The sequence below is a fragment of the Phycicoccus sonneratiae genome (assembly GCF_016887965.1).
Lineage (GTDB): Bacteria > Actinomycetota > Actinomycetes > Actinomycetales > Dermatophilaceae > Phycicoccus > Phycicoccus sonneratiae.
Genome location: NZ_JAFDVD010000022.1, coordinates 1 through 24,890 on the forward strand (window position 1 = coordinate 1; position 24,890 = coordinate 24,890).

26 protein-coding genes are annotated in these 24,890 nt (G+C 73.2%); 18 read left to right on the top strand and 8 right to left on the bottom strand.

Going from position 1 to position 24,890, the window contains the following annotated elements; all coding sequences use genetic code 11:
- Nucleotides 1-174 precede the first annotated feature (174 nt).
- Together JQN70_RS17390 and JQN70_RS17395 are read left to right on the top strand one after the other, a co-directional pair.
- Nucleotides 175-561: a hypothetical protein gene (locus JQN70_RS17390; RefSeq protein ID WP_204132647.1), complete on the top strand. Its 387-nt coding sequence runs from the start codon at nucleotides 175-177 to the stop codon at nucleotides 559-561.
- 72 nt (nucleotides 562-633) lie between these two features.
- On the top strand, nucleotides 634-1,143 hold the full coding sequence (locus JQN70_RS17395; RefSeq protein WP_204132648.1) for a DUF2716 domain-containing protein: 510 nt from the start codon (nucleotides 634-636) through the stop codon (nucleotides 1,141-1,143).
- 39 nt (nucleotides 1,144-1,182) lie between these two features.
- On the opposite strand, the gene JQN70_RS17400 is transcribed toward JQN70_RS17395, so the two are convergent.
- On the bottom strand, nucleotides 1,183-1,929 hold the full coding sequence (locus tag JQN70_RS17400; RefSeq protein ID WP_204132649.1) for an IclR family transcriptional regulator: 747 nt from the start codon (nucleotides 1,927-1,929) through the stop codon (nucleotides 1,183-1,185).
- A 95-nt stretch (nucleotides 1,930-2,024) separates the two neighbouring features.
- On the opposite strand from JQN70_RS17400, the gene JQN70_RS17405 reads away from it, so the two are divergent.
- The 7 genes from JQN70_RS17405 (at nucleotide 2,025) to JQN70_RS17435 (ending at nucleotide 8,384) form a co-directional block, all read left to right on the top strand.
- The gene (locus JQN70_RS17405) at nucleotides 2,025-2,831 is read left to right on the top strand and encodes an IclR family transcriptional regulator (protein WP_204132650.1); all 807 of its coding nucleotides are present in this window, start codon (nucleotides 2,025-2,027) and stop codon (nucleotides 2,829-2,831) included.
- Nucleotides 2,832-2,951: 120 nt separating this feature from the next.
- Nucleotides 2,952-3,734, top strand: coding sequence for a 2-keto-4-pentenoate hydratase (locus JQN70_RS17410; RefSeq protein WP_204132651.1), 783 nt, complete (start codon nucleotides 2,952-2,954; stop codon nucleotides 3,732-3,734).
- Between the two features lie 25 nt (nucleotides 3,735-3,759).
- Nucleotides 3,760-4,770 carry an acetaldehyde dehydrogenase (acetylating) gene (locus tag JQN70_RS17415; RefSeq protein ID WP_204132652.1) on the top strand — a complete coding sequence of 337 codons (1,011 nt, stop codon included), beginning with the start codon at nucleotides 3,760-3,762 and terminating at the stop codon, nucleotides 4,768-4,770.
- Nucleotides 4,771-4,783: 13 nt separating this feature from the next.
- On the top strand, nucleotides 4,784-5,923 hold the full coding sequence (gene dmpG, locus JQN70_RS17420; protein ID WP_204132653.1) for a 4-hydroxy-2-oxovalerate aldolase: 1,140 nt from the start codon (nucleotides 4,784-4,786) through the stop codon (nucleotides 5,921-5,923).
- Nucleotides 5,923-6,726 carry a 2-keto-4-pentenoate hydratase gene (locus JQN70_RS17425; protein WP_204132654.1) on the top strand — a complete coding sequence of 268 codons (804 nt, stop codon included), beginning with the start codon at nucleotides 5,923-5,925 and terminating at the stop codon, nucleotides 6,724-6,726. The genes dmpG and JQN70_RS17425 overlap by 1 nt, the downstream gene beginning before the upstream one ends.
- A gap of 3 nt (nucleotides 6,727-6,729) precedes the next feature.
- Nucleotides 6,730-6,942 (top strand): 2-hydroxymuconate tautomerase, encoded by a 213-nt coding sequence (gene thmT / locus JQN70_RS17430; protein ID WP_204132655.1) that lies wholly within the window; start codon nucleotides 6,730-6,732, stop codon nucleotides 6,940-6,942.
- The gene (locus JQN70_RS17435) at nucleotides 6,939-8,384 is read left to right on the top strand and encodes an aldehyde dehydrogenase (RefSeq protein ID WP_204132656.1); all 1,446 of its coding nucleotides are present in this window, start codon (nucleotides 6,939-6,941) and stop codon (nucleotides 8,382-8,384) included. Before thmT ends, JQN70_RS17435 begins: the two co-directional genes overlap by 4 nt.
- Before the next feature lie 3 nt (nucleotides 8,385-8,387).
- Here the strand turns inward: JQN70_RS17435 and JQN70_RS17440 are convergent, their stop codons facing one another.
- Nucleotides 8,388-9,236, bottom strand: a complete 849-nt coding sequence (locus tag JQN70_RS17440) for an SDR family oxidoreductase (protein WP_204132657.1) — start codon at nucleotides 9,234-9,236, stop codon at nucleotides 8,388-8,390.
- Nucleotides 9,237-9,387: 151 nt separating this feature from the next.
- Between JQN70_RS17440 and JQN70_RS17445 the strand changes: the two genes are divergently transcribed.
- Nucleotides 9,388-9,987 (top strand): sulfite oxidase-like oxidoreductase, encoded by a 600-nt coding sequence (locus JQN70_RS17445; RefSeq protein ID WP_204132658.1) that lies wholly within the window; start codon nucleotides 9,388-9,390, stop codon nucleotides 9,985-9,987.
- A 12-nt stretch (nucleotides 9,988-9,999) separates the two neighbouring features.
- A complete protein-coding gene (locus tag JQN70_RS17450) occupies nucleotides 10,000-10,749 on the top strand; it encodes a ferredoxin reductase (protein ID WP_204132659.1) in 750 nt (249 codons plus the stop codon).
- A 9-nt stretch (nucleotides 10,750-10,758) separates the two neighbouring features.
- Here the strand turns inward: JQN70_RS17450 and JQN70_RS17455 are convergent, their stop codons facing one another.
- Nucleotides 10,759-11,964, bottom strand: coding sequence for a GAF domain-containing protein (locus JQN70_RS17455; RefSeq protein WP_239111789.1), 1,206 nt, complete (start codon nucleotides 11,962-11,964; stop codon nucleotides 10,759-10,761).
- Between the two features lie 190 nt (nucleotides 11,965-12,154).
- Between JQN70_RS17455 and JQN70_RS17460 the strand changes: the two genes are divergently transcribed.
- The 3 genes from JQN70_RS17460 (at nucleotide 12,155) to JQN70_RS21080 (ending at nucleotide 15,942) form a co-directional block, all read left to right on the top strand.
- Nucleotides 12,155-13,987: a flavin-containing monooxygenase gene (locus tag JQN70_RS17460; RefSeq protein ID WP_204132660.1), complete on the top strand. Its 1,833-nt coding sequence runs from the start codon at nucleotides 12,155-12,157 to the stop codon at nucleotides 13,985-13,987.
- A gap of 215 nt (nucleotides 13,988-14,202) precedes the next feature.
- Entirely contained in the window at nucleotides 14,203-15,012 is an 810-nt protein-coding gene (locus JQN70_RS17465; protein WP_204132661.1) for an SDR family NAD(P)-dependent oxidoreductase, read from the top strand.
- 27 nt (nucleotides 15,013-15,039) lie between these two features.
- Nucleotides 15,040-15,942 carry an NAD(P)-dependent oxidoreductase gene (locus JQN70_RS21080; RefSeq protein WP_307836054.1) on the top strand — a complete coding sequence of 301 codons (903 nt, stop codon included), beginning with the start codon at nucleotides 15,040-15,042 and terminating at the stop codon, nucleotides 15,940-15,942.
- A gap of 21 nt (nucleotides 15,943-15,963) precedes the next feature.
- On the opposite strand, the gene JQN70_RS17475 is transcribed toward JQN70_RS21080, so the two are convergent.
- A complete protein-coding gene (locus JQN70_RS17475; RefSeq protein WP_204132662.1) occupies nucleotides 15,964-16,965 on the bottom strand; it encodes an aldose epimerase family protein in 1,002 nt (333 codons plus the stop codon).
- 116 nt (nucleotides 16,966-17,081) lie between these two features.
- Here JQN70_RS17475 and JQN70_RS17480 point away from each other — a divergent pair, with 116 nt between their 5' ends.
- Both JQN70_RS17480 and JQN70_RS17485 read left to right on the top strand, forming a co-directional pair.
- The gene (locus tag JQN70_RS17480) at nucleotides 17,082-17,501 is read left to right on the top strand and encodes a hypothetical protein (protein ID WP_204132663.1); all 420 of its coding nucleotides are present in this window, start codon (nucleotides 17,082-17,084) and stop codon (nucleotides 17,499-17,501) included.
- 52 nt (nucleotides 17,502-17,553) lie between these two features.
- Nucleotides 17,554-18,933 carry a sensor histidine kinase gene (locus JQN70_RS17485; protein WP_204132664.1) on the top strand — a complete coding sequence of 460 codons (1,380 nt, stop codon included), beginning with the start codon at nucleotides 17,554-17,556 and terminating at the stop codon, nucleotides 18,931-18,933.
- Here the strand turns inward: JQN70_RS17485 and JQN70_RS17490 are convergent.
- Nucleotides 18,902-19,591: a response regulator transcription factor gene (locus JQN70_RS17490; RefSeq protein WP_204132665.1), complete on the bottom strand. Its 690-nt coding sequence runs from the start codon at nucleotides 19,589-19,591 to the stop codon at nucleotides 18,902-18,904. The genes JQN70_RS17485 and JQN70_RS17490 overlap by 32 nt on opposite strands.
- Before the next feature lie 211 nt (nucleotides 19,592-19,802).
- Nucleotides 19,803-20,075, bottom strand: coding sequence for a DUF7218 family protein (locus JQN70_RS17495; protein ID WP_204132666.1), 273 nt, complete (start codon nucleotides 20,073-20,075; stop codon nucleotides 19,803-19,805).
- A gap of 157 nt (nucleotides 20,076-20,232) precedes the next feature.
- On the opposite strand from JQN70_RS17495, the gene gabT reads away from it, so the two are divergent.
- Nucleotides 20,233-21,567, top strand: a complete 1,335-nt coding sequence (gene gabT / locus JQN70_RS17500; protein WP_204132667.1) for a 4-aminobutyrate--2-oxoglutarate transaminase — start codon at nucleotides 20,233-20,235, stop codon at nucleotides 21,565-21,567.
- A gap of 113 nt (nucleotides 21,568-21,680) precedes the next feature.
- The gene (locus JQN70_RS17505; protein ID WP_204132668.1) at nucleotides 21,681-23,027 is read left to right on the top strand and encodes an MFS transporter; all 1,347 of its coding nucleotides are present in this window, start codon (nucleotides 21,681-21,683) and stop codon (nucleotides 23,025-23,027) included.
- A 142-nt stretch (nucleotides 23,028-23,169) separates the two neighbouring features.
- Here JQN70_RS17505 and JQN70_RS17510 read toward each other — a convergent pair whose 3' ends face one another.
- Together JQN70_RS17510 and JQN70_RS17515 are read right to left on the bottom strand one after the other, a co-directional pair.
- A complete protein-coding gene (locus JQN70_RS17510; RefSeq protein WP_204132669.1) occupies nucleotides 23,170-23,655 on the bottom strand; it encodes a DUF8738 domain-containing protein in 486 nt (161 codons plus the stop codon).
- A 68-nt stretch (nucleotides 23,656-23,723) separates the two neighbouring features.
- Complete coding sequence (locus tag JQN70_RS17515; protein ID WP_204132670.1) at nucleotides 23,724-24,878, bottom strand: acyl-CoA dehydrogenase family protein; 1,155 nt, start codon at nucleotides 24,876-24,878, stop codon at nucleotides 23,724-23,726.
- Nucleotides 24,879-24,890: the final 12 nt, after the last annotated feature.

Genomic DNA, 24,890 nt, shown 5'->3' on the forward strand with positions numbered 1-24,890 from the left:
GGAGACACCACTACCGTTGCTCATGAACGTCCTCCTTCTGCTCTTTGGGACACCAAGCCCGTCAAGCGCATCAGGAGGACGTTCCCCACGCCAGACCGAAGACGCTCAACGTCTTCCTATGCCGCGGATAGAGAACGTGGCACCAGGCCCGTAAGGGAGTGCGAAGATCACTGCGTGGATCACGCCGACGAAGTTCGAGCAATCGAGTCGGACATGCGAGCGGCCGGCTGGGCAGGTCACACGAGCCTCGACCGTGAGGTGCGAAGTTGGAACCAGTTATCAGCCGAGGTCAACACCTACGAAGCCACGGTCGACGACTACACGAACGATCTATGTTCACGTGACTACCTGGCGAGCTTCACGAGCAGTGCCTCGGAGGATCTACGGGCGAAAGTTCAGCAACGCATTGCCGGTGCCGATGCCACGTTCCGAGCCGCCACGACCGACGATGCCGAAGCCCTCTTGGCCAAGTACTACCGAGTCGACCTCAAGGACGGTTGGTGGTGGCGGCGAAGGCCGTCCTCGGGACCGCTGGCGGAGTGGTTGAGTCACTGGGCGTGAGGCACTCTCGTGCCGCGTTGAGACTGCAAGTCACCATGCGGGGACGCTTCCCGCGTGGGTACCTTTCGAGACATGATCAGCCCGTTTGCCGCAGAGGGCATCTGGATCCCCTTGGACTACGACGTCGCTTGGGCGCCCTTCGAGCGATTCCACTTCGAGGCGAACTATTACGAAACTGAGCAACCTGCGATTGCACTCCCGGAGGACGCCCTGGTCGTAGACCTGGCCCCGGTCTTTACCAACGAGGGTGCGATGTTTGCCGCCGGAGAAGCCGCGATCAACGCCTCGGCCCTACGTGCGTTCGTGTCGCTCGCGGGGGACCTCGAGATGACAGCCCTCGACTGGCAGCACACCCCCTACCGGTACTCCCCCGCCAGGCACGCGTTGGCCAACATCGAGGCGTGGCCCGTCCCGGTCTTTCCTCACGGGGACTACTACATCCATCTCGGACCCGACGCTGCGTGGGGAACCTTCGGGCACCCCTGGCAACGATCCATCACACTCTGGGGACGCAGCCTCACCGAGTCGCTCGGTGCCGAGCTTCTTACGTGGTTGCCCCGTCACCCGCAGAGCCGAACCTGACGTCGTCATCTGCCGCGTCGACGTGATTCCGGCACCCCGTCAGAGGCCGGACTCGCGCAGCGCCCGGCTCAGGGTGAACGCGGCGGTGCGCACGGCCGGGCCGAGGGTGCCCGGGTCGATGGACGCGGTCGGCCCGGTGACCGAGAGCCCGGCCCGCACCTTGTGGTTCGCACCGAACACGGGCGCAGCCACGCACGACACCCCGAGGTTGCCCTCCTCGAGGTCGAGGGCCATCCCGCTCGAGCGGATCTTGCGCAGCTCGCGCTCGAGCCCGCCCGGCGTGACGATGGTGCGCGGCGTGAGCCGGGGCAGTCCCGCCTCGACACGCGACCGCACCGTCGCCGCCGAGCTGTACGCGAGGATGGCCTTCCCGACGCCGGTGGCGTGGGCCGGTACCCGGCCTCCGGTCCGCGAGCTGATGTCGAGCGCGATGTCGCCGAGGATCTCGAGGTAGACGACGTCGACCCCCTCGAGCACCGCGAGGTGGATGCGCTGGCGGGTCGCGGCCCGCAGGTCCTCCATGACGGGGAGGGCGGCGTCCGAGAGCGACCGGTGGGCCGGCACGAGCTCGCCGCGCTCGAACAGCCAGATCCCGAGCCGGTAGCCGTCGACGTCCGAGCCGGGCTCGGTGCGCTCGAGCACGCGCAGCCCGACCAGCTCGGCGGCGATGCGGTGCACGGTCGACTTCGGCAGGCCGGTGCGGCGGGCGAGCTCGGCGAGCGTCAGCGCGGGGGAGCGGTGGTCGAAGGCGCCGACCACGGCCGCGGCCCGTGCGAGCAGACTCACAGGCGGATCGTTCCGCTCAGTGGAACGCATGGGTTGATCGAACCACGACGCCGGCCCCACTGTCATCCCATCGCACGAAGGCAAGGGAGCCGAAGATGTCGACCGTCGCGCAGGAACAGGCGTGGTGCGCGAGCACCCCGAAGCGCACCTCCCGGGACGACCCCCACGGGGCAGGCCTGAAGTCCGTGGGCAGCGCCCTCGACGTCCTCGAGTGCTTCGCCACCGACGGCGACCTCGGGGTGTCCGACATCGCCCGTCGGCTGGGAGTGGCCAAGTCGACCGCGCACCGGCTGCTCCAGACCCTCGCGAGCCGCGGCTTCGTCGAGCAGGACGCCCAGGGCCAGTACCGGCTCGGCATCCACCTCTACGAGCTCGGCGCCCTCGCCCTGGCCCGCAACGAGCTGCGGCACGTCGCCCTGCCGTTCCTCCGCCAGGTGGCCACGGCCACCGGACTCACCGTGAACATGGCGGTGCCCGACGGGCCGGACATCGTCTTCGTCGAGCGCATCGAGAACAGCGACGGCGTGCGCATCCTCGGACACTTCGGTCGGCGCCTGCCCGCGCACACGACGAGCAGCGGCAAGGCCATCGCGGCCTGGAACCACGGGCTCGACACCGCCCGGCGGCGGGCCGGGTTCCCCCCACGGGTGAGCAAGACCGTTCGCACGGAGGGCGACTGGGACCGCTGCCTCGACGCCGTGCGTCGGGTGGGGTACGCCGTGTCGCACAGCGAGTCCTTCGACGGCGCGTCGTCGGTCGCGGTCCCGATCCTCGTGCACCGCGAGGCGATCGCCTCGGTGTCGGTGTTCGGCCCGAGCGAGGTCATCGAGCCGCAGGTCGAGCGGCTCGTCCCGGTCCTCGTGGCCGCCAGCCGGCGGATCGTGCTCGCCCACGGCGTCTGACCCCCAGACGTTCCCGGGAGCGGAACGTCACGGGCGCCCGGGGCGGCCCGTCCGTACCGTCGAGGAGGACGCCCCGCTGCGCCCACCCCCCGAACCACCTCGCGCCCGGAAGGACCGCCCGTGGACGACCAGACCCGGTCCCGCGTCGCCGCCGAGCTGCTCGCCGCCTACGACACCAAGGTGCCGCTCGAGCCGTTGACCGCGACCCACGAGGGGATGGGCCTCGAGGACGCGTACGTCATCCAGCAGCTCCAGATCCAGGAGCGCATCGCCGGCGGCCGCGTCGTGCGGGGGCACAAGGTCGGCCTGACGAGCGCCGCGATGCAGCGCCTGCTCGGCGTCAGCGAGCCCGACTACGGACACCTCCTCGACGACTTCTTCCACCTCGAGCACGCGCCGATCCCGGTGTCGCAGTTCCTCCAGCCGCGGGTCGAGCCCGAGGTCGCCTTCGTGCTCAAGAAGCCGCTCCAGGGGCCCGGCGTCACCGTTCACGAGGCCCTGCAGGCCGTCGACTTCGTCCTGCCCGCGCTCGAGATCGTCGACAGCCGCATCCGCGACTGGACGATCGGCCTCTTCGACACCATCGCCGACAACGCGAGCTCGGGCGCCGTCGTCCTCGGGTCGACCCCCACGGCGGTCGACGCCGTCGACCTCCGACTGGCGGGAGCGACGTTCCACCGCAACGGCGTCGTCGTCGGGACGGGCGCGGGCGGGGCGGTGCTCGGCTCGCCCCTCAACTCCCTCGTCTGGCTGGCCAACACCGTCGGCGCCCGCGGCGTCACGCTCGAGGCCGACCACGTCGTCCTCCCCGGGGCCGTCTGTGCGATGGCCCCCGTCGCCGCCGGCGACGTCTTCACCGCGACGTTCGCCGGGCTCGGCAGCGTCACCGCCCGATTCGTCTGAGCAGCACCGAGACCCGAGGAGCGCCATGTCCACCACGAGGACCACGGGCACCGCCGCGATCGTCGGCCCCGGCAACATCGGCACCGACCTGATGTTCAAGCTGATGCGACGCAGCGACGTCATCGAGCCCCGCTACATGATCGGCGTCGACCCCGCGTCCGACGGCCTGCGCCGGGCCGCCTCCGTGGGCCTACGGGCGAGCGCCGAGGGCGTCGACTGGCTGCTCGCCCAGGACGAGCTGCCCGACGTCGTCTTCGAGTGCACCTCGGCGAAGGCGCACGAGGCCAACGCCCCCCGGTACGCGGAGGCGGGCATCCTCGCGATCGACCTCACCCCGGCAGCGGTCGGCCCGTACCTCTGCCCGCCCGTCAACCTCGACTTCAACCTCGACGCCCCGAACGTCAACATGATCACCTGCGGTGGTCAGGCGACGACGCCGATGGTCAAGGCGGTCTCCTCGGTCGTCCCGGTGACGTACGCCGAGATCGTGGCCTCCATCTCCAGCAGGTCGGCCGGCCCGGGCACGCGCGCCAACATCGACGAGTTCACCGAGACGACCTCCGAGGCGCTGCGGGTCGTCGGCGGGGCGGACCGCGGCAAGGCGATCGTCATCCTCAACCCCGTCGAGCCCCCGCTGATGATGCGCAACTCGGTGTTCTGCGCGATCCCCGCCGAGGCCGGGGAGCCGGGTGAGCTCCAGGACCGGGTCCTCGCCTCGATCCACGCGATGGTCGCCGAGGTGCAGGACTACGTCCCGGGCTACCACCTGCGCGCCGACCCGCAGTTCGACCACGCGCGCGAGCTGTGGAACGGCAGCGCCCGCGTCTTCGTGCCCATCGAGGTCAAGGGCCGGGGCGACTACCTCCCCGACTACGCCGGCAACCTCGACATCATCACCGCCGCCGCCGCGCGGGTCGGCGACCTCATGGTCGCCCACCGGCTCGGCGTCGCCTCGACCTGGAAGTCCTCGAGCGAGCTCGGCGACGTCCCCGACCCCCTCGTCGGCGCCCCCGCCGGCGCACCGGCAGGAGTGTGATCCCGTGGGAGACATGACCATCCGTCCCGAGGACGCCCCGGTCGTCACCCACGAGGTGACCGAGTCCGAGGTCCTGGCGCACACCCCGGCGCCCGGTGGGGAGCGTGACCTGCGGATCACCGACTCGACGCTGCGCGACGGGTCGCACGCGATGCAGCACCAGTTCACCGAGGAGCAGGTGCGCGGCGTCGTCCACGCCCTCGACGCCGCGGGCGTGCAGGTCATCGAGGTGTCGCATGGCGACGGCCTGGGCGGCTCGAGCTTCAACTACGGCTTCAGCAAGGTCGACGAGATGCGGCTCGTCGCGGCCGCCGTCGACGAGGCGACGCAGGCGAAGATCGCCGTGCTGATGCTTCCCGGCCTCGGCACCGTGCACGACCTGAAGAACGCCCACGCCGCGGGGGCCTCGGTGGCCCGCATCGCCACCCACTGCACCGAGGCCGACGTCTCGATCCAGCACTTCGGCGCCGCCCGCGCGCTCGGCATGGAGACCGTCGGCTTCCTCATGCTCAGCCACAAGGCGGCCCCCGCGAAGCTCGCCGAGCAGGCCCGGATCATGGTCGACGCCGGCGCGCAGTGCGTGTACGTCGTCGACTCGGCCGGCGCGCTCGTGCTCTCCGACGCGCAGGAGCGCATCACGGCCGTCCTCGACGAGGTCGGCGCGCAGGCCCAGGTCGGGTTCCACGGCCACCAGAACCTCAGCCTCGGCATCGCGAACTCCGTTCTCGCGTACCAGGCCGGGGCCCGGCAGATCGACGGTGCGCTCTGTGCCCTCGGCGCCGGCGCGGGCAACAGCCCGACCGAGGTGCTCGCCGCGACCTTCGAGCGGATGGGCATCCGGACCGGCGTCGACCTCGGCGAGGTGCTGTCGGCCGCGGAGGACGTCGTCCGGCCGTTCATCCCGCGGCTGCCGTGGATGGACCGCGCGTCGATCACCCAGGGTTACGCCGGCGTCTACAGCTCGTTCCTCCTGCACGCCGAACGCGCCGCCGAACGGTACGACGTGCCGGCGCACGAGATCCTCGCCAAGGTCGGCGAGTACGGGTACGTCGGCGGCCAGGAGGACATGATCATCGACATCGCGCTCCAGCTCGCCGAGGAGAGGCACCAGCTCGTCGAGCTCGGCGACCTCGCCGGCATCGGGGTCCGCTGATGGCCGCTGCACCCGCGGGCGGCTGGACCGTCGAGTCGGTCGCCGCCGAGCTGCTCGCCTGCGAGGACGAGCGGCGCGAGCGCGAGCCGTTCACCGACGAGTGGCCCGGCCTCGACCTCGACACCGGCTACGCGATCCAGGACCTGAACCTGCAGAAGCGGATCGAGCGCGGTGAGAGGCTCATCGGCGTCAAGCTGGGCCTCACCAGCCGGGCCAAGCAGCAGCGGATGGGCGTGCACTTCCCCTTCGTCGCGTGGCTCACCGACGCGATGGTGCTGCCGGTCGGCGACCCCGTGCCGCAGTCGCGGCTGATCCACCCGCGCATCGAGCCGGAGATCGTCTTCGTCATGGGCGAGCGGCTCCAGGGGCCCGGGGTCACCTGCGCGCAGGCGATGGCCGCCGTCGAGTCGGTGTGGGGCGGAGCCGAGGTCATCGACTCCCGGTACAAGGACTTCCGGTTCACCGCCGGTGACGTGGCCGCCGACAACGCGTCGTCCGGTGCGTTCGTCACCGGCCCGGTCGGCCTGCCGCCGGCCGACCTCGACCTCTCCCTCGAGGCCGTCCTCGTCGAGGTCGGCGGGGTCGTCACCGACTCGGCGACCGGCGCGGCCGTCCAGGGACACCCAGGCGAGGCGCTCGCCCTGGCCGCGAACGACCTCGCGCGTCGCGGTCACGCCGTCGAGGCCGGCTGGGTGGTGCTCACCGGCGGGATGACGGACGCGGTGTTCGCGCCGCACGGGTCGAGCACCGCGCTCCACTTCACGAATCTCGGCTCGGTGTTCCTGTCCGGCGGGGAGGGCTGAGCGGTGCCCGTCGTCGACGTCACCCTCGCCCAGGGCCGGACCCCCGAGCAGCTGCGCACCCTCGTCACCGCCCTCACCGACGCCGTCGTCGAGGCCGTCGACGCACCCCGCGAGTCGGTGCGCGTCATCCTCCGCGAGGTCCCGCCCACCCACTTCGCCGCCGGCGACGTCACGATCGCCGAGCGCCGCGCCCGAGCCCAGGAGGAGCCGTCATGAACGACCTGCAGTTCTTCGGCCACATCATCGACAACGAGGAGGTCGAGTCGATCGACGGCCGGCGCTTCGACGTCTGGAACCCCTGGACGCGCGAGGTGTGGGCGCAGGCGGCCGAGGCGTCGGAGAAGGACGCCGAGCGGGCCGTCGTCAGCGCCCGCAAGGCCTTCGACGAGGGACCCTGGCCGCGGATGGGACGGGTCGAGCGGGCGGTGATGATCCACCGGCTCGCCGACCTCATGGAGGAGCGCGCCGACGACCTCGCCCGGCTCGACTCGACGAACATGGCCAAGCCGTTCGCCCAGGCGAAGCACGACGTCGCGCGCTCGGTGTGGAACTTCCGGTTCTTCGCCGACCACCAGCGCGACGCCGTCGGCGAGGTCTACCCGATGGACTCCGGGCACCACACCTACAGCGAGTTCGGCCCCGCCGGCGTCGTCGCCGCGATCAGCCCGTGGAACTTCCCGCTGATGATGGCCTCGTGGAAGATCGCGCCGGCGATCGCCTGGGGGAACACCTGCATCATCAAGCCCTCCGAGGACACGCCGGCGTCGGTGACGATGCTCGGCCGGCTGGCCGTCGAGGCCGGGTTCCCGCCCGGCGTGCTCAACGTCGTCAACGGGTACGGGGCATCGGCCGGTGCGGCGCTCACCGGCGACGACCGGGTCGACCGGGTGACCTTCACCGGGTCGTCGACGACGGGCAAGCACGTGATGGCCTCCGCGGCAACGCATCTGGCCCCGGTGTCCCTCGAGCTCGGCGGCAAGGGCGCCAACGTCGTCTTCGAGGACGCCGACCTCGACAACGCGGTGTACTGGGCGGTCGAGGCGATCTTCCGCAACGCCGGCCAGATCTGCCTCGCCGGGTCGCGGCTGTTCGTCCACTCCTCCATCTACGAGACCTTCATGGAGCGTTTCGTGGCGGCGGCCGAGGCGCTGGCCATCGGCGACCCGTTCGACCCGGCGACGCGGTTCTCGTCGCTCGCGAGCAGGCGGCACTTCGACAAGGTGGTCTCCTACGTCGAGTCGGCCGAGGCGCTCGGCGGGAGGATCCGCACCGGTGGTGTGGCGGAGGACGGTTCGTGGGTCGTGCGGCCGACGATCATCGACGGCCTCGCCCTCGACGCGGCGCCCTACTGCGAGGAGATCTTCGGGCCGGTGTGCGTCGTCAACCCGTTCGACACCGAGGACGAGGTCGTCCACCTCGCAAACGACACCCGGTACGGCCTCAACGCGATGCTGTTCACCGAGAACCTGTCCCGGGCGCACCGGGTGGCGTCGCGCCTGCGCGCCGGCACGGTGTGGGTCAACTGCTTCTTCATCCGCGACCTGCGCACACCCTTCGGCGGCGTCGGCGACTCGGGCGTCGGTCGCGAGGGCGGCAACTTCTCGCGCGAGTTCTTCACCGAGCCCAAGGCCGTCGTCATGCAGATCGACCGGGGCTGAGCGTCAGCCGGCCGGAACCGTCTCCCGCGCAGCCGGGTCGGTGACGGCGACCGGCGCGGAGTCGTTCCACGACCACACGTCGTCACCGCGGAGCACGACGTCGCACCCGCCGTCGACGTACACCGTCTGGCCGCAGACGTGGGTGTTCTCCTCGGAGACCAGCCAGGCGAGGAGCGCCGCGACCTGCTCGGCCTCGAGGTACCCGTGCAGCGGCATGGGCACGACCCCGGCGAGCGCGTCGCGGCCCTGCTCGGTGGCGATGAGGTCGGCGACCATCGGAGTCCGGACGATGCCGGGGGCGACGGCGTTGAGCGGGATGCCGCACCCGGCCCACCGTGGCGTCGGCGCCTCACGCCGCACCCAGCGCGACAGGGCCCGCTTGCTCGACGGGTAGAGGACGGCGCCCGCCTCGGGGCCACGGGCCTCGAGCTCGACGGCGATCGCGAGGGCGAGGTCCTCGTCGCCGGCCAGGCAGGCGTCGACGAGCGGGGCGTGCACCGGCAGGAGGGTGGCCATCGACGACGTGGCGACGGCGCGGGGCGCTCGCGAGCACACGAGCGCGGGGCGCAGGCCCTCGAGGAGGGCGACCGTGCCGAAGTGGTTGACCGCCACGGTGGCCGCCGTGGGCAGGGCGAGTCCGGCGTTCGCGACGACACCGTCGAGTCGGCCCCCGGCCTCGTCGAGCACGCCCTCGACCGCCTCCTCGCGGCCGTGCGGGGTCGAGAGGTCGGCGACGACGTCCCCGGAGCGGACGTCGACCCCGATGACCCGGTGGCCCCGGCGGCGCAGGAGGGCGGCGGTGGCCTGCCCGATGCCCGATGCCGACCCGGTGACGGCGTACGTGCGTGACATGGCGTCCTCGACTCTGTCCAGGCGGCCACGGGCGGGGAGCCCGTGGCTCCACCTCCACGCTAGGAGCGCGGCCGGGCGCCGGTGGCCCGCCGCGGTGCGGGTCACATGTCCGGTGCGTCACGTCCCGCGACGTCGGGGGAGAATGTCGCGGGTGAACGTCGTGACGAGAGGGTTCGCCGGCCGCCGCGGCCCGTCGAACCCGCGCATCCCCCCGGGCCAGTACCTCGAGACCGACTTCCCGGTGCTCTCGGCCGGGCCGACGCCGGGGGTCCGGACCGAGGAGTGGCGCCTCGACGTCGTCGACACCGACGGCACCCGCCGCTCGCTGTCGTGGGCCGACCTCGGCGCCCTGCCCCACGAGGACCTGACGACCGACATCCACTGCGTGACGAAGTGGAGCAAGCTCGACACCACGTGGCGCGGCGTCCCCCTGGAGGCGGTGCTCGACGGTGACGGGGCGGTGGCCACCCACGTGCTCGTCCACTCGTACGGCGGGTACACGACGAACCTGCCGCTCGAGGACGTCACCGGCGGGCGCGCCTGGGTCGCGACCCACTACGGCGGGAAGCCGCTGACGCCCGAGCACGGTGGGCCGGCACGGCTCCTCGTGCCGCACCTGTACTTCTGGAAGTCGGCCAAGTGGGTCCGCGGCCTCGAGCTGCTCACCGAGGACCACCTCGGCTTCTGGGAGCAGCTCGGCTACCACGCCCTCGGCGACCCCTGGCGCGAGCAGCGCTATGTCGGCGACTGAGGCCGGCCGCCGATGACGACCACCGCGCCCGCGCCCGTCCCGATGCCCTGGCGACTCGCCCGGGTCGAGGACGGCTGGCTCGAGACCCGCACCGCCCGCACCGTCGTGCTCGACGTGCCGGGATGGCCCGGCCACGACGCCGGCCAGCACGTCGACCTCCGACTCACCGCGGCCGACGGGTACACCGCCACCCGCACCTACTCGGTCGCCTCGGCTCCCGAGGCCGGCCGCCTCGTGCTCACCGTGCAGCTGGTCGGCGGCGGCGAGGTCTCGCCCTGGGTCGTCGAGGAGGCGCGGGCCGGCGACGAGCTCGAGGTGCGCGGACCCATCGGCGGCTGGTTCCGGTGGAGCGCCGAGATGCTTCAGCCGGTGCTCCTCGTCTCGGGCGGCTCCGGAATCGTCCCCCTCATGGCGATGCTCCGCGAGCGCTCGCGCACGGGCACGACGACGCCGTTCCACCTCGTCCACAGCGCCCGCACGCCGGACCACGTCTTCTACACGAACGAGCTGCACGCCCTCGCCGTGAGCAGCCCGGGCCTGCGCGTCGACCGGCTGTACACGCGCGGCGGCCTCCCGGACGACGCACGCACCCCCGGGCGGCTGCGCCCCGAGGACCTCCCGGCCGTCGACGCGTTCGACGCCCCGCCGCTCGTCTACTGCTGTGGCCCCTCGGGCTTCGTCGAGACCGCGACCCGCATCCTCCTCGACAAGGGCCACGACTCCGGCGCCGTCCGCACCGAGCGTTTCGGCCCCTCCTCCTGACCCGACCGGTCAGGGGTCGCAGGTGAGCCGGACGCCCTCGGCGACCCGGTACGGCGCCGCCGCCACGAGCGCACCCACCACCCGCCGCAGCCGGCTGACCTCGGCTCGCACCGTCACCTGGTGCTCCTCGTCGCCGAAGAGCGCCCGGCTGAGCGCCGCGGCGCTCATCCCCTCGGTGCCGGCCGCCGCGAGCAGCCGGAGGACGGCCGCGTGCCGCGGGGTGAGCGAGACCCGCCAGCCGGCATCGCCGTCGGGGGTGCCGGCGACCTCGAGCACCGCCTCCCCGCCGACCGACACGAGCCGGGCCGTGAGCGAGGTCCCCCGCTCGTCCGGGCGCACCAGCCAACCCTCGCCGAGCCGCTCGGGCAGGCAGAGCCCGAGCCCCGGCACCGTGAGCGGCAGGTCGGCGCGCGGGGCGGCGATCCGGTCGCGGACGAGGACGCCGCTGTAGTGCGCGACCCAGCCGTCGTCGTCGACGAGGAGGACCGGGCCGGTCGTCGTCGCGAGCACGTGCTCGGCCGAGCGCCGCAGCCGCTGGAGCGACTGCTCGTGGTGGCGCCACAGCCGCGCCTCGGCGAGCTTGGTGGCGGTGTCGACGAGGGCGATGAGCGCCGGGTGCAGGGTGAGCGCGGGCCCCGACACGTCGACGACGCCGAGCAGCGCCCCGGTGCGCGGGTCGTGCACCGGGGAGGCGGTGCAGTACCAAGGGTGCTGGCCCTCCTCGAAGTGCTCGGCCGAGAACAGCTGCACCGGAGCCTGTTCCGCCAGCGCCGTGCCGATGGCGTTGGTGCCGACGTGGTCCTCGGTCCACGTCGCGCCCTCGGTGAAGCCGAGCCCGTCGGCCTTCCGCAGGACCCCGGCCGACCCCTCGCGCCAGAGGATGATGCCGTCGGCGTCGGTGACGACGACGATGAACCGCGAGGCGTCGGCGACCGAGGTGAGCACCGCGCGGATCTCGTCGATGACGAGGGCCAGGGGCGAGTGGTGACGACGGCGCTCGACCTCGGCCCACGGCAGCGGGTCGCGGGCGTTGGCGTGCGTGGGGTCGAGGCCGAAGCCGAGGACGCGGGTCCACGACCGCGACACGAGGGGGCGCAGCGGGGCCGGGGGAGTGGCCCCACCCATCACGGCGTCGTGGACGCGGCGCAGCGCGCGGGCGTGCTGCCCGAGGTCGGTGCCGGGCACCACAGCGCTGCCGGCGCTGTACGGCGTCATCGTCGACTCCTCACCGCCCGGCGGCGGGGCGCGCGGGCGACCCCGTCAGGGTAGCCCGCGCCCCTCGGGGGCACCCCGTGCGAACGGGCAGCCTGCAACGCGCTGCAACCCTTCCCCGGCCCGGCCCGCAGGCGGTGTCCTGAGCCGGAGCGCGGACGACGAGGTCCGGCCTGCCGCGAAGGAGCTGCCCATGACCGACACCCTGGAGCGACCCGCGACCGAGGAGGGATCGGCGCCGCACCGGGCCGACGCCTGGCTCGCGTCCTTCGAGGAGGCGCTGACCGCCGGCGACGTCGACCGGGCGGCCGGGATGTTCGCCGCGCAGAGCTTCTGGCGCGACCTCGTGTCGTTCAGCTGGAACCTCACGACCGTCGAGGACCCCGACGGGGTGCGCGACCTGCTCACCGAGACCCTCGCGCGCACCGGCCCGTCGGGCTTCGCCACCTCCGAACCGGCCACCGAGGACGGCGGCGTGGTCACCGCCTGGTTCACCTTCGAGACGGCCGTCGGCCGCGGCACCGGGCTGCTCCGGCTGAAGGAGGAGGACGGCGCCGACAAGGCGTGGACCCTCCTCACGACGCTCGACGAGCTGAAGGACCACGAGGAGCCGCGTCGCACCCGCCGGCCGATGGGCGCCGAGCACGGGTCGAGCAAGGACCGCTCGACGTGGAAGGAGCGCCGCCAGGCCGAGGCCGAGAGCCTCGGCTCGACGACCCAGCCCTACGTGCTCGTCGTCGGCGGCGGCCAGGGCGGCATCGCGCTCGGCTCCCGGCTGCGGCAGATGGGGGTGCCGGCCCTCGTCGTCGACAAGCACCCGCGACCCGGGGACCAGTGGCGCGGCCGGTACAAGTCGCTCTGCCTCCACGACCCGGTCTGGTACGACCACCTCCCGTACCTGAAGTTCCCCGACAACTGGCCGGTGTTCGCCCCGAAGGACAAGATCGGCGACTGGCTCGAGTCGTACGTCAACGTCATGGAGGTGCCGTACTGGTCGAGCACCGAGGCGAAGTCGGCGACGTGGAACGAGGAGGCGGGGCACTGGGTCGTCGAGGTCGAGAAGGAGGGCCAGCCGCTCACCCTGCGCCCGACCCAGCTCGTCTTCGCGACCGGGATGTCCGGCAAGGCCCGGATGCCCGAGGTCGAGGGCGCGGACGTCTTCCGCGGCGACCTGCACCACTCGTCGCGCCACCCCGGCCCCGACGCGTACCGCGGGAAGAAGGCCGTCGTCATCGGCAGCAACAACAGTGCCTTCGACATCTGTGGAGCGCTGTGGGAGAACGACGTCGACGTCACGATGGTGCAGCGCAGCTCGACCCACATCGTCAAGAGCGACAGCCTCATGGAGTACGGGCTGGGCGACCTCTACTCCGAGCGGGCCCTGGAGGCCGGGGTCACCACCGAGAAGGCGGACCTGATCTTCGCCTCGCTGCCGTACCGGATCCTCCACGAGTTCCAGATCCCCGCCTACGAGAAGATGGCCGAGGTCGACAAGGACTTCTACGACCGCCTCGAGCGGGCCGGCTTCTGGCTCGACTGGGGCGACGACGGCTCCGGCCTGTTCATGAAGTACCTGAGGCGCGGCTCGGGCTACTACATCGACGTCGGCGCCGCCGACCTCGTCGCGAACGGTGACGTCAAGCTCGTCCACGGCCAGGTCGTCCGGCTCACCGAGGACGCCGTCGTGCTCGACGACGGCACCGAGCTCCCGGCCGACCTCGTGGTGTTCGCCACCGGCTACAACTCGATGAACGGGTGGGTCGCCGACCTCATCGACCAGGAGACCGCCGACCGGCTCGGCAAGTGCTGGGGCCTCGGCTCGGACACGACGAAGGACCCGGGCCCGTGGGAGGGCGAGCAGCGCAACATGTGGAAGCCGACGCAGGTGCCGAACCTGTGGATGCACGGCGGCAACCTCCACCAGTCGCGGCACTACTCGCTCTACCTCGCGCTCCAGCTCGCGGCCCGGTTCCACGGGATCGACACCCCCGTCTACCGGCTCCAGGAGGTGCACCACACCTCCTGAGGCCGGACCCCCGACCGCCCTGCCTCGTCGGGGGACGGGGGGGGGGGGGGGGGGGGGGGGCGCCCCCCCCCCCCCCCCCGGTCCGGACGTGTGACGAGGCTCCTTGCGTGGTCGGCGGTCGCGGCGGGATGCTGCGAGCAGGCGCAGCGGCCAGCGTCGTCCGGTGCGCCGTCACCGGGCGGGAACGACCCGCCCCGACCGGCAGGAGGACGTCGATGCGACTGGGCGGCAACGTGTTCGTGGTCACCGGGGGCGGGGACGGCATCGGTCGCGCGGTCGTGCTCGAGCTGCTGCGTCGAGGGGCCCGGGTGGCCGCGCTCGACCTGCGGGAGGAGGGCCTGGCCGGGACGGTCCGCCTCGCCGACGTCCCCGCCGACCGCCTCACCAGCCACGTCGTCGACGTGTCCGACGTCGCTCGCGTCGACACCGTGTCCGACGAGGTCCTCACCGCCCACGGCTCGGTCGACGGCCTGCTCAACGTCGCCGGCGTCATCCAGCGCTTCGTGCCCTTCACCGACCTGGCGGCGACCGACATCGAGAAGGTCATGGCCGTCAACTTCTGGGGCGTCGTGCACACGACGCGGGCCTTCCTCCCGCACCTGCTGACCCGTCCCGAGGCCGCGCTCGTCAACGTCTCGAGCATGGGGGCCTTCGTGCCGGTCCCGGGCCAGACCGTCTACGGCGCGAGCAAGGCCGCCGTCATGCTCCTCACCGAGGGGCTCTACGCGGAGCTGCGCGGGACCCCGGTGTCCGTCACCGTCGTCCACCCCGGCGGGGTCGCGACGCACATCACCGAGAACAGCGGCGTCGAGGTCCCCGGAGGCGACCGCGCGGCCGCGCAGAAGGGGGCGCCGTCGGTCACGAGCGCCGAGGACGCCGCCCGGCAGGTCGTCGACGGGATGGCCTCCGGCGCGTTCCGGGTCGTCATCGGCAAGGACGCCCGGATGCTCGACCGGCTCGCCCGGCTCAGCCCCCGGCGCGCGACCGACCTCGTCGCCCGGCGGATGGCCGCGCTGCTCGGCTGACGCCGCGCCGCCCGCCGCGCGCACCGGGTGGCATCGTGGACCGGGGCCCGTCGTCCGGCGGGTCCCGGTCGAGCCGAGGAGGAGACCGTGCGGGTCGCGGTGCTGGGGACGGGGACGATGGGGGCCGGGATGGCCCGCTCGCTGCTGCGGGCCGGTCACGAGGTGCGGGTTTGGAACCGCACCGCCGGGCGCGCCGAGCCGCTCGCCGACGACGGGGCCACGGTGGCTCCGGACGTGGCCGCGGCCGTGGAGGGCGCCGACGTCGTCCTCACCGTGCTGTTCGACACCGACGCGGTCGTGGCCGTCGGTACCGAGGCCGTGGCGGCGATGGGCCCGGACGCGGTCTGGCTGCAGTGCGCGACGGTCGGCGTCGAGGGCATCCGCCGGGTGCAGGAGGTCGGCGGCGCGCAGCTGCTCGACGCCCCCGTCCTCGGCACCCGCAAGCCGGCCGAGGACGGGACGCTCGTCGTGCTCCTGTCTGGCCCGGAAGCGTTGCGGGAGAAGGCCGCTCCCGTGCTGGATGCAGTCGGGTCGCGCACGGTCGTCGCCGGCGACGAGGTCGGTGCCGCCAGCGCCCTCAAGCTCGCCTGCAACGCCTGGGTCGCGCTGCTCACCGCCGGGACGGCGCAGTCGCTCGCCCTCGCCGGGGCGCTCGGCGTCGACCCCGCGCTCTTCCTCGAGGCCATCGAGGGCGGCCCGGTCTCCGTCCCCTACGCCCGGCTCAAGGGGTCGATGATGCTCGACGGCGACTTGGCGCCCTCGTTCGCCGTCGACGGCGTCGTCAAGGACGTCGGGCTGATGGTCGACGCGGCGCGGACCACCGGGGTCCCCACGGAGCTGCTCGAGGCCGTGCGCGGCCTCTTCGCCGAGGCGTCCCGGCAGGGCCACGGGGCCGACGACATGGCGGCCGTGCGCACCGTCTTCCCCTGACGGCCCGGCCGGTCGGGCGGGTCAGTGCCGGCCGAGGCGCCAGCGCGTGACCGACGAGAAGACCTGTCCCGGCCGCAGGACCGCGTCCGGGAAGCCGGCGTGGTTCGGGGCGTCCGGGTACCCCTGGGTCTCGAGGGCCACGCCCGCGCACCGCCGGTAGGTCCGACCGGAGAGGCCGGAGATGCTGCCGTCGAAGTGGGCGCCGGTGTAGACCTGCAGGGCGGGACGGTCGGTGTGCACCTCGAGCCACCGGCCGGACGGCGCGACGAGGGTTGCGGCACAGCGCATCCCGCTCCCGTCGAGGACGAGGTTGTGGTCGAGCCCGCCACCGTGCGCGAGCTGCTCCGACGGTTCCGCGAGCACGTCGCCCAGCCGGCGCGACCGCCTCAGGTCGAAGGGCGTGCCGTCGACCGCCGCCACCTCGCCGGTCGGCACGAGGTCGGCACGCACCGGCGTCCACGCCGACGCGGCCACCTCGAGCCGGTGGTCGAGGACGTCGCCCGACCCCTCGCCCTCGAGGTTGAGGTAGGCGTGGTTCGTCAGGCCGAGGTACGTGGGGCGGTCGGTGGTCGCCCGGTGGGTGATGGTCACCTCGTCGCCGTCGACGGCGTACCCGACCCGGGCCTCGACCGTCCCGGGCAGGCCCTGGTCGCCGTCCGGGCTGGTCAGGGAGAGGGTCGCGTGGGACCCGTCGGCGTCGAGGAGGGTCCACTCGCGCGCGTCGAAGCCCACGGGGCCGCCGTGCAGGGCGTTGCCGCCGTCGTTGGGAGGAACCCGCACCACCGTCCCGTCGACGACCGCCCGGCCCCGGTCGAGCCGGTTCGTGAACCGGCCGATCGTCGCGCCGAGGTACCCCCCACCGCCGACGTAGGTGCGGGGGTCGGCGTGCCCGAGGACGACGTCGACCGGGCCGTCGACCGGGTCCTCGACGACGAGGCGGCGCACCGACGCCCCGGACGTGAGGACCTCGAGGCGGAGCCGGCCGGAGGACAGGACGACGGACCGGGGCGCGGTGGTGGTCATGTCCCGATCCTTCCCTCTCGGCGGGGGCGGGGGTACGGTGGCCGGACGGAGCCCGTCGCGGGGGGACATCGCGGCGGCTCGACACACACCACCGAGGGGGATCCACCATGCGTTCCATGCGCACCGCCGTCGCGACGACCGCGACACTGCTCGTCACGGCCGCGCTCACGCCGCAGGCCTTCGCCGCCACGCTCGAGGTCAACAGCGCCACCGGCATCGGCAGCCACCTGTGCAACGTCACCGCCGACGGAGGGCCGGCCGGCGAGGCCTGCTTCCGCAAGGACGGCGACTACTTCTACCTCTTCTCCTACAACCCGGGCGACCGGGTCGCCGTCCAGTGGAAGCTCACCGACGGGTCGCGCCAGGGCCTCATCCGGTGGAATCCCACCGAGCGGTACCGCTGGGGCGTGAAGAACAAGAACTTCTACGAGTACAAGACCGTCCAGTTCCGCTTCGGTGTCTGCCAGGGCGGCGGGTGCGACACGATCGGCGAGGTCGCGTGGCAGACCGGCTGGAAGACGGCCTCGGTCGACTGACCCCGGCCGCCGGTCGGGGCGGGGGCGCGGGCGGCACGCCTAGACTCGCCGCATGCGCATCCGGCTGGGCCTGAGGAGCCGCATCCTCGCCCTGACCATGCCGGTCGTCCTGCTCGTCAGCGCCGCGCTCGCGGGCATCGTCTACCTCGCCCTCGGGCAGGTCCTCGAGGCCTCGGCCCGCGACGTCGCCGAGGCCGAGGCCATCGAGCTGCGCGCCGACCTCGGGGTCCACGGGGTCGGCGACCTCATCGCCACCCACGCCGTCATCGACGGCAACCGGATCGTCCAGGTCGTCGACCCGCGCACCGGCGACGTCGTGGCCGCGACCGGTGGTGCGCCCGAGAGCCCGCTGGCCCGGCCGAGCCTCGAGGGCGGAGAGGTGCGCCTCGGGGAGGTCGACGACGTCGCGGGACAGCCCGAGGGGAAGTGGATCGTCGCCGCCACCGACGGCGTCACCCCGGAGGGCGACCACTACACCGTCCTCGTCGGCGTCCCGACCCGCGTCGAGACGACCGCCCTCGGCCAGTCCACCGAGTTCGCGTTCATCGGGGCGGTCGGCCTCATCGCCCTCCTCGGGTCGGTGACGACCTTCGCCGTCGGCCAGGCGCTGCGACCCGTCGAGCGGATGCGTGACCAGGTCGAGGCCATCGCCGCGGCCGGGCCGGCGCGCGGTGCGGCTCCGGCCCTCGAGATCCCCGCCGGCCGGGACGAGCTGACCCGCCTCGCCGAGACGATGAACCACCTGCTGCACCGGATGGAGCGCGCCGACGCCTCGCGCCGCGCCTTCGTCGCCGACGCCGGCCACGAGCTGCGCAGCCCGCTGGCAACCATCCGCGTGCTCCTCGACCGGCTCGCCGAGGAGCGGCCGGCCGCCGAGCGGGCGACGGTGTCGGCCCGCGCCTCCGCCGAGGTCGACCGGCTCGCCGTCCTCGTCGAGGACCTGCTCACCCTCGCCTCGGCCGACGAGCACGCGATGGTGCTGCACCGCACCGAGGTCGACCTCGACGACGTGGTCCTCGGCGAGACCGGCGCGCTGCGCGCCCGGGGGATGCCGGTCTCGGTGGCCGTCGAGCCGGTGCGCCTCGACGGCGACCAGGCGCGGCTCGGCCGGGTCGTGCGCAACCTGCTCGAGAACGCCGAGCGGCACATGCACGCGACGGTGCGGGTGCGGCTCGCGCACGACGGGGAGGAGGCCGTGCTCACGGTCGACAACGACGGGCCGCCCATCGACCCCGAGGACCGCGAGCGCGTCTTCGGGCGGTTCGTGCGGCTCGACGACTCACGGACCCGGGGGACCGGCGGCACCGGGCTCGGGCTGGCGATCGTCGCGGAGGTGGTGGCCGCCCACGACGGCAGCGTCGAGGCGACGGAGAGCCCGGAGGGCTGGTGCCGCTTCGCCGTCAGGCTCCCGGCGGGTCCTCCAGCGGGTTGAGCCGGTAGCCGAGGCCGCGGACGGTCTCGATGACCTTGACGTCGAAGGGTGCGTCGATCTTGCGGCGCAGGTAGCCGATGTAGACCTCGACGACGTTGTCGGCACCGGGGTAGTCGGAGTCCCAGACGTTCTCGAGGATCTCGGCCTTGCTCTGGACGAGGCCGGCCTTGCGCATGAGGTGGTGCAGGAGGGCGTACTCGCGGGCGGTCAGCTGGATCTCGCGGCCCTCGCGGGTGACCCGCCGGGTCGTGGGGTCCAGGCTCAGCGGGCCGGCGGTGAGGGCGACCGGACGCTCGGGGGCGCCCCGCCGGGCGAGGGCCTGGAGGCGGGCGAGCAGCACCGGGGTGCTGAACGGCTTGGTGACGTAGTCGTCGGCGCCGAGCTCGAAGGCGTCGGTCTGGTCGAACTCGCCGTCCTTGGCGGTGAGCATGAGGACGGGGGTCCACACCTTGTGCTCGCGCAGGTGCTTGAGGACGTCGTAGCCGTTGAGCCCCGGGAGCATGATGTCGAGGACGACGACGTCGTACTGGCCGGCGACGCCCATCCGCAGGCCCTCACGGCCGTCGGCGCAGTGGTCGACGACCCAGCCCGCCTCGTGCAGCGCGTCGTCGAGCGCCGCGGCGAGGGGGCGTTCGTCCTCGACGAGCAGGAGCCTCACCGCGCCTCCCGTCCTCGCCGATACCGACCTCCCGTGCGGCCCGAGCACGGGCCGACGTCAGGTACAGTACTCGGGTCCACCGGCCCCCACGGGCGGTCGGTCGACCCCGAGCCGGCGGCCGGGAGCTGCGAACCCCCTGCACGCAGCTCCCGGCCGCCACCTCGTTCCGGGGCGGTGGTGTCCGCGCAGGTCAGCGCGGGTGCGGCCGGGCTCAGTGGTTCCGCAGGGCCTCCACGAGCTCGGCCTTCGACATCGACGAACGGCCCTTGACCTCGAGCTCGCGCGCGCGCTCCCGCAGCTCCTTCGTCGTCCAGTCCTCGTACGCGGGGGAGGAGCCGCCCTTGCTCCCAACGCTCGAGCGCGAGGTGTTCGCGGCCGCGTTGGCGATGCGGGCCGACTTCTCCTTGCTGTTGCCCTCGTCCCGGAGCCTCTCGTAGAGCTCGGGGTCCTTGACCGAGGGTCCGGGGTCCTTGCGTGCGGGCACGGGTGCCTCCTTCGACGGGTGCGACACCCGGTGGTCTACCCCGCACGGCCACCCGCCACACGGCCCCCGGCAGGGCGTCCCGCGCCCGCCGCGACCCGCTCAAGGGCCACGGAATCCGTGGGTTCCGGGGTTCTCGAGCCACGGATAGGATGCCCGCATGATCGAGCAGCAGCGGATCCTCACCACCGCCATCCCCGGCCCGCGCTCCCGGGAGCTCCAGTCCCGCAAGACGGCGGCGGTCGCCGCGGGCGTCGGCACCGGCCTGCCGGTCTACGTCACCGACGGCGCGGGCGGCATCATCCGCGACGTCGACGGCAACCAGCTGATCGACCTCGGCTCCGGCATCGCCGTGACGACCGTCGGCAACGGCAACCAGCGGGTCGTCGACGCCGTCACCGAGCAGATCGCCCGGTTCACGCACACCTGCTTCATGGTGACGCCGTACGAGCCGTACCTCGGGGTCTGCGAGAAGCTCAACGCGCTGACGCCCGGCGACCACGAGAAGCGCTCGGCGCTGTTCAACTCCGGCGCCGAGGCCGTCGAGAACGCCGTGAAGATCGCCCGGCACGCCACCGGCCGGCAGGCGGTCGTCGTCTTCGAGCACGGCTACCACGGCCGCACCAACCTCACGATGGGCATGACCGCGAAGAACATGCCCTACAAGCACCGGTTCGGGCCGTTCGCCCCCGAGGTCTACCGGGTGCCGATGGCCTACCCGTACCGCTGGGCCGGCGGCCCGGAGCGCTGCGCCGAGGAGGCGCTGCGCACGGTGACCGACTTGATCCACGCGCAGGTCGGCGAGGAGAACACTGCTGCCGTCGTCATCGAGCCGATCCAGGGCGAGGGCGGCTTCATCGTCCCGCCGGAGGGCTTCCTGCCGGGCCTCGCCGAGTACTGCCGCGAGCACGGCATCGTCTTCGTCGCCGACGAGGTGCAGTCCGGGTTCTGCCGCACCGGCGACTGGTTCGCCAGCGACCACGAGGGCGTCGTCCCCGACCTCATCACCACGGCCAAGGGCATCGCCGGCGGGATGCCGCTCGCCGCGGTCACCGGCCGCGCCGACCTCATGGACGCCGTCCACGGCGGCGGCCTCGGCGGCACCTACGGCGGCAACCCGGTGGCCTGCGCCGCGGCGCTCGCGAGCATCGAGTCGATGGAGGCCGACGACCTCGCCGGCCGGGCACGCGGCATCGGCAAGATCCTCGGCGACCGGCTCGGGAGCCTCGCCGAGAAGCACCCCGAGATCGGCGAGGTCCGCGGCCGCGGCGCGATGGTGGCCATGGAGCTCGTCACCGACCCCGCGACGAAGGAGCCGGCGGCCGCGCTCGCCGCCGCCGTCAACAAGGGCTGCCACGACCGCGGGGTCGTCACCCTCACCTGCGGCACCTACGGCAACGTCTTCCGCTTCCTGCCGCCGCTCTCGGTCGGCGACGACCTGCTCCACGAGGCGATGGACGTCCTCGAGGAGTCGATGGACGCCGCCCTCGCCTGACGGCGGCCGAGCCGGCCTCCGCCGGACGAGCCGCCTGCAGGGGGCTCGACCGGCGCGACCCGGCTCGCGGGCGGCTGCACCCCGACCCCGCACGCGCTCCTAGAATCACCGTCGTGACCCGCCCCGTGCTCCGCCAGGTGCACACGATCGGGAAGCGGCGGGCGTGGGCCATCTGGTCGGTCGGGCTGTCGGTCTACGTCCTCGCCGTCTTCCACCGCACCTCCCTCGGGGTCGCCGGGCTGCTCGCGGCCGAGCGGTTCCACATCTCCGCCGCGCAGCTCTCGACCTTCACCGTCGTCCAGCTCACCGTGTACGCCGCGATGCAGATCCCCGTCGGGGTGCTCCTCGACCGGTTCGGCTCGAAGAGGCTCATGCTCACCGGGCTGCTCCTCATGTCCGCCGGCCAGCTGTGGTTCGCGGTCGCCGGCTCCTTCCCCGTCGGGGTCGCGGCCCGCGTCATGCTCGGCGCCGGGGACGCCATGGTCTTCACCTCGCTCCTGCGCCTCGTCGCCGTGTGGTTCCGGGTCAAGCAGGCGCCGTTCATCACCCAGCTGACGGGGATGATCGGCCAGCTCGGCGCGGTCGCGGCGGCGACCCCGCTCGCCGCCGCGCTCGCGACCTTCGGGTGGACGCGCTCTTTCGCGACGGCCGGTGGGGTCGGCCTCGTGCTCTCGGTGGCCCTCGTCCTCGTCGTCAAGGACTCGCCGTACCGGGGCGAGGCGGTCGAGCGGATCAAGGTGCGGGCCCTGGCCCGGACGCTCGCCGAGGTGTGGGGCAACCCGGGGACGCGGCTCGGCCTGTGGGTGCACTTCACCTCGCAGTTCGGTGCGACCGTCTTCACGATGCTCTGGGGCTACCCGTTCCTGGTCGCGGAGGGCCTCGCGCCGCGCACCGCCTCGCTCGTCCTCGTCGTCATGACCTTCACGGCGATGGCGGCCGGCCCGGTCGTCGCCGCCCTCACCGCCCGGCTGCCGTACCGGCGCTCCCAGCTCGTCCTCGGCATCGTCGCGGCGATCGCGACGACCTGGGCGGTCGTGCTCCTGTGGCCCGGCCCGGCGCCGGCCTGGCTGCTCTTCGTGCTCGGGGTGGTCACCGCCGTCGGCGGCCCGGGCTCGATGGTCGGCTTCGACCTCGCCCGCACCTTCCACCCCTCCTCGCGGCTCGGCCGGGCGACCGGGGTCGTCAACATCGGGGGCTTCACGGCGTCGCTGCTGGCCATCGCCCTCATCGGCGTCGTCCTCGACCGGCTGGCCCCCGGTGGCCCCGAGGACTACACGCTCGAGGACTTCCGGCTGGCGATGTCGGTGCAGTTCCTCTTCTGGGGTCTCGGGGCGGTGCAGCTCGTCCGGTACCGGCGCAAGGGCCTCGGGTACGTCGAGGCCGCCCACCCCGAGGCCCTCGACGCGCTGCGCCGGGGCGAGACGCTGCTGCCGGGCATCTCCCGCGACACCGACGACTGAGCGCGGCACCGGGAGTTCGTTCGACGTTCGTCACACGGCCGCGTGTCGATTCGTCCGCGTGGGGGTGCCTCTGCCTACCGTGGTCCCGGACCGGGCCACGTATGAGATGGCCCGGTCCGCCCGTGTCCGGGGCCCGGCCGGCTCAGCCGCCGTCGACCGTGGAGCCGCCGCTCGGGTTCGCGCAGTAGGTGAACGGGCCGCCGAGCCGGGCGTGGTACTCCATCACCCGCTGGCCGGCGCTGATCCGCAGCAGCTCGCCCTCCACCGTCATCTGGGTGTACGCCATGCCCTTCTGGGGGCAGCCGAGCGAGCCGTCGGCCCAGGTCACGTGGCTGTAGCCGGCGACCTCGACGGTCTCGGGGACGATGCCCGCCCGGCCGGCCGCGTCCTCGAGCGCGGCCTTGACGGCAGGCCGGTCCGCGAGCCCCGGCGGGATGGCGTCATCGACCGGCGGGGGCGTGCCCGGCGGGGTCGAGGGGAACGCGGTGCCCGAGGGGGAGGGGCTGGTCGGCACGGTGCTCGGCTGGTCGGAGGGGCTCTCGCCCCCGCCGGAGCCGGCGGTCGTGATGCCGCACCCCGCGAGGGCGAGGGCGACGAGGGCGGTGGTGACGGTGAGGCGGGTGCGCACGATGGTCCTTCCGCAGGGGGTGCCCGTCGGACGTGCCGGGGCCGGGCGAGGTTCCGGGTGCGGGCCGGTCAGCGCAGGACGTGCCGGCCGATGACGAGGCGCTGGATCTGGTTGGTGCCCTCGAAGATCTGGGTGACCTTGGCCTCGCGCATGAACCGCTCGGCCGGGAAGTCCTGGGTGTAGCCGGCCCCGCCGAGCACCTGGACGGCGTCGGTGGTCACCCGCATCGCGGCGTCGGTGGCGACGAGCTTGGCGACCGCGGCCTCCTTGCTGAACGGCCGGCCCGCGTCCTTGAGGCGCGCGGCGTGCAGGTAGGTGGCCCGGGCGCTGGTGACCGCCGCCTCGAGGTCGGCGAGCAGGAACGACAGCCCCTGGAACTCGCCGATCGCCCGGCCGAACTGCCGGCGCTCCCTGGCATAGGAGGCGGCGAGGTCGAGGGCGCCCTGGGCGAGCCCGGTGCTCGCCGCGGCGATGCCGAGCCGGCCGGCGTCGAGCGCGGCGAGGGCGATGGACATCCCCTGGCCCTCGTCGCCGATGCGGCGGTCGGCCGGCACCCGGACGTCGTCGAACATCACCTCGCGGACGGTGTCGCAGTGCAGCCCCATCTTCTTCTCCGGCGTGCCGAAGGACAGGCCGTCGGCGTCGGCGGGGACGACGAGGCAGGACAGCCCGCGCCCGCCGTCGTCGGAGGTGCGGGCGAAGGTCGTGTAGTAGTCGGCGTGGCCGGCGTGGCTGATCCACGCCTTCCGGCCCTTGACGACGTAGTCGTCGCCGTCGCGGGTCGCGCGAGTCGTCATCGAGGCGATGTCGCTGCCCGCCAACGGTTCCGAGAGGCAGTAGGCGCCCAGCTGGTCGCCGGACAGCATCCCGGGCAGGAGGGCCGCGCGCTGCTCGTCGGTGCCGAAGGTCGTCACCGGGAACGCGGTCAGCGAGTGCACCGACACCCCGACGGCGACGCTCATCCACGCCGAGGCGATCTCCTCGACGACCTGGAGGTAGACCTCGTAGGGCTGGCCGTACCCGCCGTGCTCCTCCGGGTGGGGGAGGGAGAGCAGGCCGGCCGCCCCGAGCGTGCGGAACACCTCGGTGGGGAAGGCCTCACCGGTGGCGGCGGCCCGCTCGGCGTCGTCGACCCGGGGCCGCAGCTCCTTGGCGCAGAGCTCGCGGGTGAGGTCGATGAGGTCCTGACCCTCCTCGGTCGGCATGAGCCTCGTCGCTGGCATGCCGTCGAGGGT

Bases quoted from the DNA above. Each gene is read 5' to 3' on its own strand.
- JQN70_RS17455 (WP_239111789.1), bottom strand. From the start codon at position 11,964: ATGACGCCGTACAGCGCCGGCAGCGCTGTGGTGCCCGGCACCGACCTC.
- JQN70_RS17480 (WP_204132663.1), top strand. From the start codon at position 17,082: ATGCGCACCGCCGTCGCGACGACCGCGACACTGCTCGTCACGGCCGCG.
- gabT (WP_204132667.1), top strand. From the start codon at position 20,233: ATGATCGAGCAGCAGCGGATCCTCACCACCGCCATCCCCGGCCCGCGC.
- JQN70_RS17415 (WP_204132652.1), top strand. From the start codon at position 3,760: ATGTCCACCACGAGGACCACGGGCACCGCCGCGATCGTCGGCCCCGGC.
- JQN70_RS17465 (WP_204132661.1), top strand. From the start codon at position 14,203: ATGCGACTGGGCGGCAACGTGTTCGTGGTCACCGGGGGCGGGGACGGC.
- dmpG (WP_204132653.1), top strand. From the start codon at position 4,784: ATGACCATCCGTCCCGAGGACGCCCCGGTCGTCACCCACGAGGTGACC.
- JQN70_RS17435 (WP_204132656.1), top strand. From the start codon at position 6,939: ATGAACGACCTGCAGTTCTTCGGCCACATCATCGACAACGAGGAGGTC.
- JQN70_RS17485 (WP_204132664.1), top strand. From the start codon at position 17,554: ATGCGCATCCGGCTGGGCCTGAGGAGCCGCATCCTCGCCCTGACCATG.
- JQN70_RS17515 (WP_204132670.1), bottom strand. From the start codon at position 24,878: ATGCCAGCGACGAGGCTCATGCCGACCGAGGAGGGTCAGGACCTCATC.
- JQN70_RS17450 (WP_204132659.1), top strand. From the start codon at position 10,000: ATGACGACCACCGCGCCCGCGCCCGTCCCGATGCCCTGGCGACTCGCC.
- JQN70_RS17395 (WP_204132648.1), top strand. From the start codon at position 634: ATGATCAGCCCGTTTGCCGCAGAGGGCATCTGGATCCCCTTGGACTAC.
- JQN70_RS17440 (WP_204132657.1), bottom strand. From the start codon at position 9,236: ATGTCACGCACGTACGCCGTCACCGGGTCGGCATCGGGCATCGGGCAG.
- JQN70_RS17475 (WP_204132662.1), bottom strand. From the start codon at position 16,965: ATGACCACCACCGCGCCCCGGTCCGTCGTCCTGTCCTCCGGCCGGCTC.
- JQN70_RS17405 (WP_204132650.1), top strand. From the start codon at position 2,025: ATGTCGACCGTCGCGCAGGAACAGGCGTGGTGCGCGAGCACCCCGAAG.
- JQN70_RS17425 (WP_204132654.1), top strand. From the start codon at position 5,923: ATGGCCGCTGCACCCGCGGGCGGCTGGACCGTCGAGTCGGTCGCCGCC.
- JQN70_RS17460 (WP_204132660.1), top strand. From the start codon at position 12,155: ATGACCGACACCCTGGAGCGACCCGCGACCGAGGAGGGATCGGCGCCG.